Origin of the sequence: uncultured Fluviicola sp., from assembly GCF_902168135.1 — a bacterium.
In the GTDB taxonomy this organism is placed as follows: domain Bacteria; phylum Bacteroidota; class Bacteroidia; order Flavobacteriales_D; family Crocinitomicaceae; genus Fluviicola.
In genome coordinates this window covers 88,135-103,522 of sequence record NZ_CABHOL010000025.1, presented here as the reverse complement: position 1 = coordinate 103,522, position 15,388 = coordinate 88,135, and the positions used below count along the sequence as shown (strand labels likewise).

13 protein-coding genes are annotated in these 15,388 nt (G+C 40.4%); 5 read left to right on the top strand and 8 right to left on the bottom strand.

Annotation, left to right across the window (positions count from 1 at the left end; translation table 11 throughout):
* Nucleotide 1: 1 nt before the first annotated feature.
* From QZT69_RS10890 to QZT69_RS10860, 7 genes are all read right to left on the bottom strand, one after another.
* Nucleotides 2-1,402, bottom strand: coding sequence for a M17 family metallopeptidase (locus QZT69_RS10890; RefSeq protein ID WP_294673989.1), 1,401 nt, complete (start codon nucleotides 1,400-1,402; stop codon nucleotides 2-4).
* Nucleotides 1,403-1,467: 65 nt separating this feature from the next.
* Nucleotides 1,468-2,331, bottom strand: coding sequence for a DUF4349 domain-containing protein (locus QZT69_RS10885; RefSeq protein ID WP_294673986.1), 864 nt, complete (start codon nucleotides 2,329-2,331; stop codon nucleotides 1,468-1,470).
* Nucleotides 2,332-2,408: 77 nt separating this feature from the next.
* Complete coding sequence (locus QZT69_RS10880; protein WP_294673982.1) at nucleotides 2,409-2,846, bottom strand: hypothetical protein; 438 nt, start codon at nucleotides 2,844-2,846, stop codon at nucleotides 2,409-2,411.
* Nucleotides 2,843-4,042 carry a DUF4221 family protein gene (locus tag QZT69_RS10875; protein ID WP_294673979.1) on the bottom strand — a complete coding sequence of 400 codons (1,200 nt, stop codon included), beginning with the start codon at nucleotides 4,040-4,042 and terminating at the stop codon, nucleotides 2,843-2,845. The genes QZT69_RS10880 and QZT69_RS10875 overlap by 4 nt, the downstream gene beginning before the upstream one ends.
* A 716-nt stretch (nucleotides 4,043-4,758) precedes the next feature.
* The gene (locus QZT69_RS10870) at nucleotides 4,759-5,193 is read right to left on the bottom strand and encodes a MarR family transcriptional regulator (protein ID WP_294673976.1); all 435 of its coding nucleotides are present in this window, start codon (nucleotides 5,191-5,193) and stop codon (nucleotides 4,759-4,761) included.
* Nucleotides 5,194-5,383: 190 nt separating this feature from the next.
* Entirely contained in the window at nucleotides 5,384-9,292 is a 3,909-nt protein-coding gene (locus QZT69_RS10865) for a hypothetical protein (protein WP_294673975.1), read from the bottom strand.
* A 30-nt stretch (nucleotides 9,293-9,322) separates the two neighbouring features.
* Nucleotides 9,323-10,276 (bottom strand): hypothetical protein, encoded by a 954-nt coding sequence (locus QZT69_RS10860; RefSeq protein WP_294673973.1) that lies wholly within the window; start codon nucleotides 10,274-10,276, stop codon nucleotides 9,323-9,325.
* 231 nt (nucleotides 10,277-10,507) lie between these two features.
* Between QZT69_RS10860 and QZT69_RS10855 the strand changes: the two genes are divergently transcribed.
* Nucleotides 10,508-12,448: a YgiQ family radical SAM protein gene (locus QZT69_RS10855; protein ID WP_294673970.1), complete on the top strand. Its 1,941-nt coding sequence runs from the start codon at nucleotides 10,508-10,510 to the stop codon at nucleotides 12,446-12,448.
* Between the two features lie 75 nt (nucleotides 12,449-12,523).
* Here QZT69_RS10855 and QZT69_RS10850 read toward each other — a convergent pair whose 3' ends face one another.
* Nucleotides 12,524-12,730: a DUF3606 domain-containing protein gene (locus QZT69_RS10850; protein ID WP_294673968.1), complete on the bottom strand. Its 207-nt coding sequence runs from the start codon at nucleotides 12,728-12,730 to the stop codon at nucleotides 12,524-12,526.
* A gap of 229 nt (nucleotides 12,731-12,959) precedes the next feature.
* Here QZT69_RS10850 and QZT69_RS10845 point away from each other — a divergent pair, with 229 nt between their 5' ends.
* The 4 genes from QZT69_RS10845 to QZT69_RS10830 are packed head-to-tail and all read left to right on the top strand — an operon-like array spanning nucleotide 12,960 to nucleotide 15,342.
* Complete coding sequence (locus tag QZT69_RS10845) at nucleotides 12,960-13,277, top strand: hypothetical protein (RefSeq protein WP_294673965.1); 318 nt, start codon at nucleotides 12,960-12,962, stop codon at nucleotides 13,275-13,277.
* Nucleotides 13,278-13,931: a hypothetical protein gene (locus tag QZT69_RS10840; RefSeq protein ID WP_294673963.1), complete on the top strand. Its 654-nt coding sequence runs from the start codon at nucleotides 13,278-13,280 to the stop codon at nucleotides 13,929-13,931. It begins immediately after the preceding gene.
* A complete protein-coding gene (locus QZT69_RS10835; protein WP_294673960.1) occupies nucleotides 13,904-14,695 on the top strand; it encodes an ATP-binding protein in 792 nt (263 codons plus the stop codon). Before QZT69_RS10840 ends, QZT69_RS10835 begins: the two co-directional genes overlap by 28 nt.
* Nucleotides 14,674-15,342 (top strand): response regulator transcription factor, encoded by a 669-nt coding sequence (locus QZT69_RS10830; RefSeq protein ID WP_294673958.1) that lies wholly within the window; start codon nucleotides 14,674-14,676, stop codon nucleotides 15,340-15,342. The genes QZT69_RS10835 and QZT69_RS10830 overlap by 22 nt, the downstream gene beginning before the upstream one ends.
* Nucleotides 15,343-15,388 lie beyond the last annotated feature (46 nt).

Below are 15,388 nucleotides of genomic sequence, written 5' to 3'. Positions count from 1 at the left end.
CTTATGCCAGGCGTTTTAAAAAGTTGATCATTAAGCGAATTCCTGTTCCTGTTCCTCCAACACCACGGTAATCCTGAGGTCTGTCCAGGAAAGCCGGTCCTGCGATATCCATATGGATATAGGGCGCTTTTACGAAATGCTCCAGGAATTTTCCTGCTGTGATCATTCCTGCATATCCGTTCCCGATGTTGTTCAAATCGGCAATTTTGGATTTCATATCGTCGTAGTAGTCGTCCCAGAATGGAAATTCAACCATGCGTTCGTAGGTTTCCATTCCTGCATCATTCAGCATGGTGAAGTATTTTCTATCGGCATTCCCCATCATAATGGAAGCACGTGTTCCGATTGCGCGCGCAGCTGCTCCTGTTAAGGTTGCTGCATCGATCACCAATTCCGGTTTGAATTTCTCGGAGTAAGCCAATGCATCTGCAAGGATCATGCGCCCTTCGGCATCTGTATTTAATACCTCTACGGTTGTTCCGTCATACATGGTAATGATGTCACCCGGGGTATAAGCATTTAATCCCGGACGGTTGTCTGTAGCCGGGATGAGCCCGATCAAATGGATAGGAAGCTCCATCATAGCTGCAGCATAGATGGTTCCGGCCATCATCGCGGCTCCTGCCATGTCTGATTTCATGGCATCCATGGAACCGGCAGTTGGTTTCAGGCTCAAACCTCCGGTATCGTAAACAACTCCTTTTCCGACCAAAACAATCGGTTTTTTGTTGCTGGCTTTTTTCGGTTTGTATTCGATAATAGTAAATGTCGGGGGATCAACAGAACCTTTATTAACGGCCAATAATCCACCCATTTTCAATGCTTCAATCTTGGATTTTTCCAGGATCGTTACCGAAAATTTGGCTTCTTTTCCCTTTTCTTCGATGGCTTCTGCCAATTGGGTGGCATTTAAGCCGGAAACCGGTTCATTAACCAGGTCGCGCGCCCAGAATACGGCTTTCAAAGTTGCACTTAGTTCTTCAATAGCTGAAGCAGTGATCTTTGCTGAAAAATCGATCGTTTCCAATGCATATTTTTCTTTTTTCGCTTCTTTCCGGTATCTCAGGTATTGGTAATTGGAAAGTGCAAAACCTTCTGCGAGCAAAAGACTGTTTGATTTTCCTCCGTCGATGAAAATACTTTGCACTTCTTTGGGTAAAACCCCGCGGAGTTTGTGTCCCATAATACGTTGTTTTTCATCGGTTTCCTGGTCTTTAATAAACACAAAGTGCTTTCCTTTTAAAGGCAGATGCAGGAATTGCTGGTCGGCATTTTTGTGGAACAATTCCAGTTCTTCAGCTACCACTTTTGGTAGTTTTGTTTGCGTTTCCATTTTTTTTCCAACAAGGACAACGAGGCCTTCTTGCTGGTCGAACGCAGCGGATGTATTCAAATTCATCATCTTCGAAATTACGTGAATCGTAAAGATACTATTCGAATTACGAATTACGAATTACCAATGGCGAATTAATTTGATTTCTTTGGATTTTTTAGTTTCCTGTAGCCATAGATTCCGGCCGGAACAAGAATCAGCAGAAGCGGCCAGATGGAAAGAAGTCCCAGGAAAAGAACAACTACCCCGGACCATCCGTTTGCAATGGATTTTTTCGCGTTTTCCCAGAAACCCGGTTCTTCTGTTGTACTATCCGGACGGCTGATGGTTTTGTATAATTCGATGTCTAATGTACTGTAACCGACCTGGTCGTCCAGGAATTGAAGTCTGCCTTCCTGGCTTTCAATTTCTTCGATCAAGGCCCTGATTTTCTCCTGGATCTGTAAAAGCTCGTCCATGCTTTTTGCCCTGGAAAGGAAGTCTTCATAACGCTGCAGATAAGCTCTTTTACTTTTTAAACGCGTTTCTATGTCCACATATTCCGTACTAACATCGCGGGTTTTGATGTTTTTGGAAATAATCTCATCGTCTCCGTGATGGATTACCTGCAATATCCGGTCGAAGTTTTTTGCCGGTACACGTACTGTGAGTGAATAACGAAACTCGTAATCCGATTTACTGAATTGCTCGTTGTCGTAATACCCGTCGAGTGATTTGAGTGCTACATCCAGGTTTGACTTGCTCTTTTCGATGTGTTTGGATTCGATGGTGAGGTTTCCCGTTTTAATCAATTTCTTTTTGGATTGAGTAGTGTGGTCTTTTTCTTCTTTATACGCAGCAGAAGATCTCAGTCCGGCACTTTGCTCCGAATCCTTGCCTGAATAGGAGCTTTCCAGGTTAACCGGACTTTTGGATTCCCCGTTTTGGGAACAGGAAAAAACAAGCACCGGAATACTGAACAGTCCGATGAAGAGATAGGGATTGATGGTTCTTTTCATGCTTTAGGTTTTTAGTAAACTATTTGCAGTACAAACGTTTACTAATAAGGTTCAGGTTGGGAGAATAGAATTTTTTGCTACTTTAATCCAATAATTGTGTCTTTCATATGAGCTGTGTTAAGTATATCAATAGGTGAAAAATAGACACATCTTTTTCCCTCAAAGACCAGAATGCTTCCATTGGCATTTAATAGACCGTGCTGATCTAATTCCTTTCTATCCAAAGAAATAGTTTTGGACTTTTTAATGATCGAAGAAATTTTAATGTCCTTTGGAATAACCGTAATTGATTTAAAATTCGGATAAATTGAGTTAACAAAACTAGTTACTTCTGCTTCACAGGATCCACATTCTGAAGGATTTAAAACTACAACTAATGTTTTTTCGGATCCTTCCTTCATTAAATGGTCTAAATGGTTCTCGCTAAACTTTAAAACCAAGTCAGGAACATTTTTAGTTTCATTATTATTACATGAAGCCAAAAAAAGAATGGATATTAAAGGTAATAGTTTCATCGAGGGGAGTGAGTTATTTTAAGAAAGGCAAATTTGCTGTTTTTACTTGTTTGAATGTTTAAGTCCGGGAGACAAACTTCTATTCCTGATTTTATAGGTCGGAGCTGAAATGCCTGAGCTGCTTTTAGAGGTAAAATTACTTCGTCGATTAATGAGAAGTTCTGATCAAGAATCATTAGAACGCAGGGTTTATCATAGCTTGTATTCAATAGACCGTTTGAATTATACTTGTCAATTGCAGGGTGGAAAATACGGTAATAGTATTTGGTGTATGGGTTGTAATAAATGGCTTCGTATAACGGCGACTCGAGGAAATGCTGCAATTTTAATGTTTTTGCATTTTCCCTGCTTTTTGGAATTACGAATTCTTTAATTGGGGTAGTATCGTATCTACTTTTAACAGTTATAGTTTTTGTCTTGTTTTGCAGCGTGTTGATTATTTTTATTTGGGCATTAGCTCCTTCGCTGACAATGATAGAGTCTCCTATATACAAATCATAAATTTCACTGCAGAGTCCATACCAGCTTCTTTCAACTGAGAGGGGCTTTTTTCCGAAAAAACGTTTTTCTCCGGTGACTAAATTGTATCTGCAAAAAATGGGAAAATCTGAATTTTCTTTTGAATAAACTCCTTTATCAGTATCAAAACTTTTCATGACTCTGAAATAGAATATACTGTCAGGGATATTGTACAGCATTCCTGATCCGGGTTTATACTGTTCAATATCTAATCCCAATTTCCATAGTAAAGAATCAGATTTTAGATTCGTAAGCACTTTACCCTGAATTCCTGAAGTGTTCAATTTCAGTGCATTTGGGATCTTGCTTTCATCTGACTGATCAAATGTTAGTAGTTCTCCATCACGCTTTAACACGTAATAACCGGTTTTTGTTTGTTTCGTAAAAACTTTCAGGCATCCGCTTTCCAGGTTTAAAACGGAGTAATCATCGTTTAATGGATTTAAGCAAACGATTTGATTGTTTCCACAATAATTATATGTTAGAATTAGGGATGTATCTGAAACATGAAGGTCAGTTCCTCCAGTAATTTGCTTTGTCAGGTCAATGGAGTAGTCATGATAAATTGTATCAAAATTAAAGCTCAATTTGCCTTCATAGGATCCTATATCCTTATTACTCGCACAACCTTGAATGATTATAGCACTAACTATACTGAGATAGAATAAAACCTTCATGTTTGGTGTTTGGGATTAAATTAACAGCAATTAATACAAGGTGCACATGCGCTTTCTTTAATGCAATCGTCCGGATCACTAACCTGAACACATTCTAAGCTGCATCTTGAGTTTTCAAGAACACATGACTTACTTCCATAGTATTTAATGGGAGCGAACTTATCCTGTTCCAAATTCTGTTTTAAATAATCTTTCCAATTGTTCTTTTCAGAGTATGGAATCAGATATCCATTGGGTGTTCTCCAATACGCTTCCTGCGCAGTTTCGGATCGTTGTGTTTTAATAACATCTTGCTTGTTGCATGAATTCATCGCACCAATAGAAATTGCTATCCCACAAATCAAAAATAATTTTTTCATGATTAAATAGTGTTAAGTGTTTATTCGGGCCTTTCCCAACAAGGTTAAATAATTAGTGGTTACAAAAATGTGAATTATTTGATTCTATCCTGCATTTTCATTTGTACTTTATAAGCGGTATTTGTGACTTTGGTTACATGAAAATATCCGGATTATAAGAGAAAACCGGATATACAGCCGGAATTATGCTACCTCCGGGACCGGAAGTTACATAACAAGCTTATTCAAATACAACTCAAATGAAGGTAGTAACAGACAAATCGGAGAATGAGATTTACGAAAGATTGATTTCCGAATTGAAGGACGAAATTATTTTTCTGAGAGGATTAACAAAAACGAAAAATTAGTCCAGGCTAATTAATCTATACTGGAAACCTGCTGCCCGATTTTGCGGAGCATACTAATGGTTTTATCCAGGTTTTGGATGTCTACATCATTTAGAAAACCGGCATAGAATTCTTCGAACATGGCGTCGTAAGTGGTGCACAGCTTTTTGCCTTTCTCGGTTAAAGAAATGATGTTGTTCCTTCTGTCTTTGGGATCTTCTTTTCGAAGCAGCAAGCCTTTCAGGGAAAGTTTGTGAATGATGGGAGTGAGGTTGGCTTTATTCTTTCGAACGCGGTCTGCAATTTCTTTCTGATTGATTTTATTTCCCCGCGATAATACCATTAATACTTCCAGCATTTCAACGGTAATTCCCAGGTCATTGTTTTTCAAACGTTTCTTAAAATAGGCCTGGATAATATAACGCATGTCCTTGATCGAATCAATTAGTTCAATCAATTTTGCCATGTTAGTATTTTCTATTTCAATCATACTTTTTTGATTTCAGGTTTTCAGCTAAATTCAAAGTTACGACCAAAACAGTTATTCAAAGTAACTAATAATGTGGGATTTATGTAAAGTGTATGACTTGTTTAGCGAACGGTTCCAAAAGGTCGGAGAAAACCCCTTTGAAATCCGGTTACACCTGTAAACGAAGCTATTCCCCGTAATTCATGTACATGTCTTCTTCTCCATAATAACCTTCCGGGGCATCCCCGTTGTTCATGTTAATTCCGTAATATTTTCGCTTCAGTTCCTTCCCGAGCTGATAGGTGATGACGCTCACATCCAGTAGTTTCTCCTGGTAGCTCAAAATAGCATCCAGGTTTTCCAGGTTCGGGTTCAGACAGATTTCGCTCATGTTCTTCACACTTCCCAAATCACCTTTAAGCCATCTTCCGTTGCGTTTACCCATGACGTATTCACCCACCTGGTTCAGATTCCCGTTAACGTCGTAAAGTTTCCAGATTCCGGTCGGCAATCCGTCTTTCACCCAGCCTTCGTTTTGAATGGAGCCATTGTCGTAATAGTTTTTAACGTAGCCGTTCTTCCGGTGCTGGGTACTGTCTTTTTCCCAGAAGCAATACAGCATACGTTCTTCATTATGATCTGTATGGGAACAATCGTACTTCTCGAATTTTTCAATGATCCAGTTTTTGCTCAAAGGATTATCGTGTTCATCCAGGTAGTAAACAATACCTTTTGATTTGAATTTAATGCTGTCGTTTACGGTAATAATACTGTCAAAGTATTCCACTTCCATCAATTTTTTTCCGAAGTAATTGAAATACTTCCAGCAGCCTGTTTTTACTCCTTTTGAAATCATACCGGTCCGTGCAACGGTGTCATTCGGATAGTATTTGGTAATGTGGTAGTCAATTCCCGATTTATTGACCAAACTAGGTCTTCCGTAGTAAGGTTCGTATAACCCGTAATCCGAATATCCCGCCTGGTAAATCAGCTGATCGATACTGGAACTGTTGGTGATATCCGCGAAATTGAACGGAATGGAATCTCTCCAGTCAAATTCGTAACGCACACTCAATTCATTCTCTTCCCAGATCTTTTCCTCAACCGGCTGGTTGTATTGGAATTTGACGTACTGGTATTTGAAACCAAGGGTATCGAAAGCTTCGTAATCATCGATGGGCTGACCGCTCAGGAAAAAACCTTTTTTAGCCAGTTTGCCATTTGAATGGTAGGCAACAGATTCACCTTGCAGTGCTCCGTTCTTGAATCCCAGGTCAAAGATCAGTACGGAATCTTTTTCCGGGTTGGTAAAATAAGTTTTTACATTCCCATCGAGATAACCGTTTCTATAATAAGATTGACTGAAGAATAGTTTGTTTCTTTTGAATTCCAGTCCTTCTTTGGCGCCGTCCACAAAATTTGAATAGGTCAGTGTGTCGCCTTTCCAGTTCATAGTGGTATACGGACCTTGTAAGTTGCCGTTTCTATAGGTGCTTTTCGATTCCAGGTAATAGGTCTTTTTCAGCGGGTATTCTTCGTATTTTTCAATGGGATCCTCGTAACCGTAGTATTCCTCTTCCAGTTCTTTTTGAGGTTTTGGTTTCGGGAATGCTACTCCATAATCGAAACTGTCGCCGTGTGGTTCGCCGTTTTTGTAGCCGATGGTAGATCTTACTTTTCCGGCTTGGTCTTTGTAAATCCAGACACCTTCTGCTTTTCCGTTCAGGTATTTTCCTGCTGCCTGAGTAAGGCGGGATGATTGTTCGGAGGTGACGCTTCTGCTGTAAAGTTCTTCTTCGGAGTGAGATTGTCCGTCAAGTTTATAGGCAGGCCGTTCATAAAGTGCAGAAAAAGTTCCGTAAAGTTCAGGGAAAAAGCCTGCAATTACATGTGAAAGCTGTCCGGAACCGCCAAACTCAGAAACATACCCCAAAAGCAGGTCATTTCTCTTTTTGGATTTCAAATACGATTTTACGGCTGATTGATAAAGTTTCAGGTCCGTTTTCATAGTTGGAAGGGATAGCTGGATCGATTTGTCAGTAGCTTTTACACTAAAGCCGCCCGTTTTGTCCGTCAATTTGAATGTTCCCGTGAATGGTTTGCCATTCACCAATAACTCGTTGTCTTTCTCGACAGCATATTTGTATTCCCAATAGAAGGCCAGTTTTTCGATTGGAACGGTGTCTGACAGACTCGCTTTCCAATACTCATCCAGTGTTCCGTTTTGAATGGTTCTCAGGGTCAGATTTTTGTACTGGCGGGTTTTGATCGCATTTACATTCATGTAATCTTCTGAGAAAACAACTTCCTGTGTTGAAACGGTATCACCCATCAGGTTCATTTCGAATACGTTGAGCGTTCGGATTTTCGGATAGAAATAAACGGCTTTTGCAACCGAGGAATCGACTTTGAACAATTCTTCGATCAGCAACATCTTTTCAGGCATTGCATCCTTTTTAATTTCTTTGTCTTCCGAGTAAATGATCGTCGGATTGCCGTAGTTGCGGTCGTAATCTTTGTTGTCGATAGTCATTATATCCGGTTTCAGGCCGGATGGGTTATTCAGGATATTTCCCTTCGAATCATGCCATGTCTCGTGATATTTCACTCCGTTGTAATCGTAGAAGCGCTGCACATATTGATTGGAATCGGCAATGAAAATCACTTCGTTTGCTATCGTGCCGTTGTCCCAGTAAACCGGTTCTTCTTTCAGCAGTTTTCCGTCCTTTACTTCGAATCGGTATTGCAGTTGTCCGTTTTCATAATAATGCTCTACTATTCCTTCATAAGCATATAAATAACCCATGGAATCAATCAGGTCATTGAGTTTGTAGCGTTTTTTGTTGACAAACTCATAGAACTCGTTTGGATTATAGTTTGGATCTGCATCCGGGTCATATTCCAATTCCGGGGCATAATCGTAATATTCATCTTCGTAAGCTTCTTCGCCTTCGTAACTGGTAAGCTCTTCTTCCGGCAATTCCAGGTTCTCTTCTTCTTTTTCGTTTATGCTCAGGAAATTGATAAAATCCGGGAAGTCGGTTTCATATCCGGGATCATAATCGTCAAATGTCGGTGATGCCTGGGAACTGTTTACCAGGACTAACGAGTCTCCCCGGTTAGAACCCATAAATTCATATGGGATAATGCCATGGCGGATAATCGGTGATTTTCCTCTTTTCTTATCACTTCGAAGCGTATAGCGATCAATCAGGATTTTGTCCTTTCCCCGGGTAATGATTAATTTTCCTTTTTTGTCAAAGCTTACTGTTGTTTTGTAAGTGTAAACTTCCCAGGCTCCGGAGGCCTGATCAGCCAGGAAATTGCCCGAGGTCATTAATTCCTGGTTTCGGTGCATGGTATAAGGACCGTTTTTCAATCCGTCCAGGAAGGTGATGGTTGTTTTTGTGGTATCGTAAACTAATTTTTGAAAACGGCTTTCTAAGGATTCCTTCGGGTTGTAAGTATAAGTCTCATCCATTTTTTGAGTATACTCAAACCATTTCCAGGTTCCTGTTTTTTCACTACTCAGGTAATTACCGATTTTCACCACTTTCCCATCGGGGGTATACCAGGTACTGTTTCCTTCAATCAGATTGTTTTTGATAGAAAAATAAGCTGCAACGATGTCGTTTTTGTAGCGCAGAACTCGTTTTGAAATGTAAGGTATATCGCGGTAAAACATCACATAATCGCCATCCGGCAGACTAACAAGCGACGGTGTAGGATCAATGGTGATGCTATAGTCTGTCGAAACCATAAAGTATGGGTATTTCTCCAGGATTTCTTCGAACTCTTTGATATATTTTTTATAGGATTTCGGGAATTTGATCGCCTTTTTTTTCTCCGTTTCCGTAATAGGTTCTTCGGTCACCGAAATTATTTTTTCATTGCGGTCGTCTCTTTGAATGACTTCTTTCCTGTCAGCGAAGTTCAGATAATAATCCTGTATTCCGACAACTGCCTGCTGATGCGGATAGACATAATAGCTTTTACCTTCGATAGTTACCTTGTCTGTTTGCGAATGAACGAACAGGGAAGAAAGGGAAAGAACAATCATCGAAATGAAATTTCTTTCTAAGGCGTTGTTGATCATGGAATTAATTTTATGCGAAATTACGGGAATTTATGGATAGTAAGTATATGTAAATAATTCGTGTGTTTGGTAATTATTTACTCCTTCTAAATGTTCTTTTTGATGAATAATTTTTGTAGGCAATCGTTTATTGTCATAATAAATCAACGATCTTACAGAAGTTACAAATGTTTCATCGATAAATGTTGAATCGATGTAACCGTTGAAATGGCCTTTTTGATAATTGAAACAACGTTTTCGAAAGAACGGATAATCTTCGCTGGTAATCATTTTCGGGAAGTTCGATTGGTAATACTCGTAGTTTGAGATCGAAGTTTCCTTGACTTTATTTCTCACTTTGTAGCGTTTGACCGGTTTGTCCGGGTATCCAAGAACGATCCAGTCATTTGGGAGCGGGCTTGCAAGCGAATCCACTGAAAGCGGTCCAAAGAACTTTTTATTCAGCACAAAATGGAGCAGGTCCAGGTCATTGGATGCCACAAAAGAAGCATAATCGGGAGAAAGCTTGTTGGGATCATAGGTGAAGGTATTGTTCTCAACACCATAAAGATTATCCTTTTGAACGGCCTCACAGTAATTCAGCGGACCGGATTTACTGAATCGGAACGATTGATTTGAAATGACGATTCCCTCGGAAAAATCGGTGATTTGAAGCTGAACCAGCCTTCCGGATTGATTGAAAGTGTAGATGAGTGTCCGCTTTGGGAAGGTCTCATCTTCGGACTCCGGATTGTAGACACTCGTATCGGAAATAACTCCTTTGAAAGATGTCACCGTCAACTGCTGGATTTTATGTTGAGCAATAAGACTGTCATTGAACCAGAATGGGAAATTGATCAGGGACGAAATTTCTTCCTGGAAATACAGCGGGTGAATTAAATCGGCAACAATTGCTGTTTTCCGGACTGGAACTTTCTTTTTTTGCGTGCAATTCGAAAGTGAAAATCCGGTTAAAATCAACAGGTAAACAAGGGCTCGTTTCATCGGATTAAAGATAATGTGTTTTGTTTCGTGCTAAAACAAAGTCGGTTTGAAGTTTTTAGTTCTTAATTGTTCAAATGTTCAAATGTTCAAATGTTCAAATGTTCAAATTTCTCGTAAACAACATTTCATTTTGAACCTTTTCGAACTTTTCAACCTGCTTCAGTTCCGTTAATGTAATACAAAACCTTCATTTATAGGGCTTAGACAGCTCTTTTTCCGTAACTTTGCATCATGGAAATCGAAAGGCCGATAACAGACTGGTTGCCACTGACAAAGAAGGAGGTTGAAAAAAGGGGATGGGATGAACTGGATGTGATCCTGGTATCCGGTGATGCGTATGTAGATCACCCGGCTTTCGGGACGGCGGTTATCGGGCGGATTATCGAAAGTGAAGGATTTAAAATCGGTGTCATAGCACAGCCAAACTGGAGAGATGACTTGCGGGATTTCAAAAAGCTTGGAAAACCAAAGTATTTCTTCGGGGTGACTGCGGGATGTATGGATTCGATGGTGAACCATTACACTGCCGGAAAGCGTCTCCGTTCTACGGATGCTTACACTCCGGGCGGGGTTTCCGGCTTCAGACCGGATTATGCCACGACGGTCTACACCAAAATCCTCAAAGAATTGTATCCCGATGTTCCGGTCCTGATCGGTGGAATTGAAGCTTCTTTGCGAAGGGTAACCCATTACGATTACTGGAAAAATGAATTGATGCCTTCCATTTTGGTAGATTCCGGAGCGGACCTGCTGGTTTACGGAATGGGAGAACAACCCCTGAGGGATGTACTTCGACTGCTGAAAAAAGGTGTTCCGTTCGGTTCACTTACGACGGTGAACCAGGTTGCATTTCTCCAGGATGCTTCCAAAGAACTTCCCAAGAATAAACAATGGGAAACGGTTGAGCTGGCGAGCCATGAGGTTTGTAAAAAAGACAAATTGGCTTATGCGGCTAATTTCAAAATTGTGGAGGTCGAATCCAATAAATTGAAAGCCAATCGAATCATACAGCAAGTCGGTTCTAAAACCCTGGTGATCAATCCACCTTACCGAACTATGACAGAAGTGGAAATGGACCAGTCGTTCGACATGCCTTATACACGTTTACCGCATCCGAAATACAAGAAGCGGGGAACGATTCCTGCTTATGAAATGATCAAGTTCTCGATCAATATGCACCGCGGCTGTTTTGGAGGCTGCAGTTTTTGTACGATTTCGGCGCACCAGGGAAAATTCATTGCTTCGCGCTCTGAAAAAAGCATCCTTAACGAGATCGATGAGGTGGTAAAACACCCCGAGTTCAAAGGTTATTTGTCGGATATCGGCGGGCCTTCTGCGAATATGTACCGCATGAAAGGAAAGGTCGAAGCGATTTGCGAGCGCTGTTCAAGCCCAAGCTGCATCCACCCGGTTATTTGCAATAACCTGGATACGTCACACAAGGCAATGACGGATTTGTACCGCAAAATAGATGCGCATCCGAAAATTAAAAAGGCATTTGTGGGTTCAGGAGTGCGCTACGATTTGCTGGTGGATGATTTCAATAAGAACAACGAAGACGGAAACCACGACGAATATATTGAACAGTTGATCACGCGCCATGTGAGTGGTCGCTTGAAAGTAGCGCCGGAGCACACTTCAGATGCGACTTTGCGGGTGATGCGAAAACCATCGTTCAAGTATTTCCATAAATTCAAAGAGAAGTACGACCGCATTTCGGAGAAAAACAAGCTGAATCAGCCCTTGATCCCTTACTTTATATCCTCTCATCCGGGCTGTGAAGAGGCCGATATGGCCAACCTGGCTGCAGAAACCAAAGACATGGGGTTCCAATTGGAACAGGTACAGGATTTCACTCCAACACCCATGACGGTTTCGGAAGTAATCTATTATACCGGAGTTCATCCCTATACCCTGAAACCGATTTACACGGCAAAAGGTACGGATGAGAAGAAAAACCAAAATCGTTTCTTCTTTTGGTACAAGCGGGAAAACAGGGATTGGATCAAGGATCGGTTGACGAAAGCAAAAAGACCTGAGCTAATCTCCCGGCTTTTGGGAGATCAACACGGTCAAGCTATGAATAGTGGTAAAAGAAATAGCAGCGGTAATTCGGCTAAATCCAACGCTAACGTACCAAATTGGCTGAGTGAGCGCAGGAAGAAAAAATAAGCAACAGGTCGCGAAAATTCAGTGAAAGTGGAAGTGGTAATTTCTTAACGACCTGTTGCTGTAATATGTTGCTTATCAGCCTGCCATGTTGCGCGATGACCAAACCTGAAGCAATGACTTGTTCATGTGTAAGTAACTTTCGATAGCATTGATCGAAGAACCAACCTTCGATATACAATAAAGCAACTCTTCTTCGGAACACTTCAATTCACCGCTCCAATAGGCAATATTCACTTTGCTGTGAACATCTACTCTCGGTTTATTTATTAGTTCGTGTAACATCTTAAACAGTGATTAATTTCATTTTGTTGAAACAAATGTAGGTGCTCATTTTGTACCAAACAACCGTATTTTTACGGAAAATGCATTGCGGAAAACCACATTTTTTTGATTTTGTGAAAATTTTAAAGTCATTAAAATCAGGGGACTGGTTGATTTCGCCGTTTTGGCGGTTTGGAAGTTCAATTTATTCCAGTTATAATTGACCTCGTATAACTTAAACTATATTATTATGGCATTTAACGGAAATGAAGGGGCACCAATTACACCAGAGGAGGCTGCTGTATTAACTAAAAGATATCGCGATGCGAACGCACCTGGAGCAATCACTGGTGAATTCGTGGGGAAAGAAAATCTTTTAAAATTGTTGGAACAGCCTGGTTGCATGGGTATAAGGTTTTATTATGGTTTGGATGCAGAAGGAAATCCAGAGATGGTATTGGTTGGCGCTGATGCAAACCAAAATGATATGCTATCTATTATTATGGAGAACACCTATAGATGTCCCCCTTTCTGTTCACAATCAAATGTTTTGAATTCAAACAGATAAATGTTAGAAAAAGGGATTGTTTATGGCATTGCTTTATCATGTTTAATTCCTTTTTTAATAGGAGGCGTTCTTTGGTTTCAAGGACGCCTCTTGTTTGTGGCCAAAATTTTAGTGGTTCACACCTTTGTTGCTTTTTTGTTTGAACTGATTGGGATTATTCTTGCAAGTAAAGGAATTCATAATTTATGGCTCTATCGAATTTACCTTTACATTGAAGTTGTTTTTCCGGCTCTCTTTTTTGGTTTATACTATAAGAGTAATTTGCGCAAGATGCTTGCTTTTTTTGGTTGCATAATAGTTATTATATTAACTACTGTCCTTAATTCTTATGATGACTGGGGGTATCACGCCTCTTTCCAAACAGGGATAACTTTTATTTACATTCTATTCTTAATACTGAACTATTTTATTGAAATGTTTCAGGAAGAGAAAGTTATTAATCCATTTAAGGAACTTGCTTTTTTAGTAGGATCAATTATTTTATTATCCCAATCAAGTAGTTTTTTTTATAATTTGCTCTATAATCAGTTGTTAGATGGGTATTTTGGCACTTCATTACATATGACTATGGAGTATGTAAGTATCTTCCTGACAATATTGTACAATCTGTTATATTCTTACGCAATATGGGTGAGCAGGGCACGTCTAACTTAGGTCTTTTACTGGTAATTGCATCTTTAGTCATGTTTATTCTGGCCTTGAGTATCATCGTGTTTGCGGTACTCTACCAGCAGAAAATGCGCCGCAAAAAACAGGAAATGATCCAAATGGAACTCAATTACAAGCATGAAATGGTTCAGGCCACTTTGGATGCCAAGGAACTGGAGCAGCGCCGGATCGCCATTGAACTGCATGACGATATCGGGTCTTCGCTTACGGCACTGAAGCTTTCGTTTGCAAGTTTGCCCATCGATGAAGAAGAACGAAGGTTATTGAATGAAGGTGTCCAGAATACCATCAACAAAGTGCGAAGCTTATCCAATCGGTTATTGCCTACGATCCTGGAAGAACTGGGGTTGATACCGGCTGCCAAAAGCCTGGTAAATACATTGTCTAACCAGATTCCGAACGTACAATTTTCCATTATCGCGGTAAATGACCCCAGTCACGATTCTCAAACAAGAGAGGTTAGCTTGGCTGTTTATCGTATCTTGCAGGAATTATTAAACAATATCCTGAAGTATGCAGAGGCGACAATCATAGAAATTGTGCTGGAACAAAACGAAGAAGGGATTCAACTGAGCGTAGTAGATAACGGAAAAGGCTTTGTTCCTACTAAAGAAGATAAACGCAAATCACAAAGTTTGGGGTTGAAGAATATTGAAAGCAGGAGCCAGCAGATCGGTGCGGAAATAACGTACCACTTACTGGAACCCGGAACTAAAGTTATTTTGTTATGGGAGGCGAAGGAACTATAAAAATTGCAATTGCAGAAGACCAGTCCATTTTTAGAAACGGATTGGCGAAATTATTGAATGACATAGAAGGTTTTGAAGTGGTATTGGCTGTTGAGAACGGTCAGTTACTGGTAGATGCAATCGAAACAACACCTGTTGACCTGGCACTGATTGATTTCAGGATGCCGGTAAAGAATGGTATTGAAGCTACCAAGGAAATCCGGGAGAAATTTCCGGAAGTAAAGGTTTTGCTGCTTTCCATGTATGACGATGTCGAATTTGTGGAATTGGCTATCGAGAACGGAGCAAACGGTTATTTGTCGAAAGACGATGATGCGGAGGAAATCCAGTTGGCGATCCGTTCGGCAGTAGAAACGGGTTATTACCTGAACGACCGGACCTCCAAGATGTTTATTGCCAAAATGGTACATGCAGGGAAGATATTACCGGTTTTTCAGGCGACTTCGGGAATTTTTAATGAAAATGAAATGGTGATCCTGGAATTGATCTGCAACGAAATGACAACCCAGGAAATCGCGGATAAATTGTTCAAAAGCCGCCGCACCATTGAAAGTGCCCGAACCATGATGATGAACAAAGTAGGCGCAAGAAATGTGGTGGGATTGGTCATGTATGCGATCCAAAATGGAATTGTGAAACAGAAGTGATTATCAATTATGAATTATCAAGAGTTCTGAATAAAAAGCTCCTTGA

What these genes read in the sequence shown, in the direction of transcription:
- QZT69_RS10890 (WP_294673989.1), bottom strand. Translation starts at nt 1,402, where the DNA reads ATGATGAATTTGAATACATCCGCTGCGTTCGACCAGCAAGAAGGCCTC.
- QZT69_RS10885 (WP_294673986.1), bottom strand. Translation starts at nt 2,331, where the DNA reads ATGAAAAGAACCATCAATCCCTATCTCTTCATCGGACTGTTCAGTATT.
- QZT69_RS10880 (WP_294673982.1), bottom strand. Translation starts at nt 2,846, where the DNA reads ATGAAACTATTACCTTTAATATCCATTCTTTTTTTGGCTTCATGTAAT.
- QZT69_RS10875 (WP_294673979.1), bottom strand. Translation starts at nt 4,042, where the DNA reads ATGAAGGTTTTATTCTATCTCAGTATAGTTAGTGCTATAATCATTCAA.
- QZT69_RS10870 (WP_294673976.1), bottom strand. Translation starts at nt 5,193, where the DNA reads ATGGCAAAATTGATTGAACTAATTGATTCGATCAAGGACATGCGTTAT.
- QZT69_RS10865 (WP_294673975.1), bottom strand. Translation starts at nt 9,292, where the DNA reads ATGATCAACAACGCCTTAGAAAGAAATTTCATTTCGATGATTGTTCTT.
- QZT69_RS10860 (WP_294673973.1), bottom strand. Translation starts at nt 10,276, where the DNA reads ATGAAACGAGCCCTTGTTTACCTGTTGATTTTAACCGGATTTTCACTT.
- QZT69_RS10855 (WP_294673970.1), top strand. Translation starts at nt 10,508, where the DNA reads ATGGAAATCGAAAGGCCGATAACAGACTGGTTGCCACTGACAAAGAAG.
- QZT69_RS10850 (WP_294673968.1), bottom strand. Translation starts at nt 12,730, where the DNA reads ATGTTACACGAACTAATAAATAAACCGAGAGTAGATGTTCACAGCAAA.
- QZT69_RS10845 (WP_294673965.1), top strand. Translation starts at nt 12,960, where the DNA reads ATGGCATTTAACGGAAATGAAGGGGCACCAATTACACCAGAGGAGGCT.
- QZT69_RS10840 (WP_294673963.1), top strand. Translation starts at nt 13,278, where the DNA reads ATGTTAGAAAAAGGGATTGTTTATGGCATTGCTTTATCATGTTTAATT.
- QZT69_RS10835 (WP_294673960.1), top strand. Translation starts at nt 13,904, where the DNA reads ATGGGTGAGCAGGGCACGTCTAACTTAGGTCTTTTACTGGTAATTGCA.
- QZT69_RS10830 (WP_294673958.1), top strand. Translation starts at nt 14,674, where the DNA reads ATGGGAGGCGAAGGAACTATAAAAATTGCAATTGCAGAAGACCAGTCC.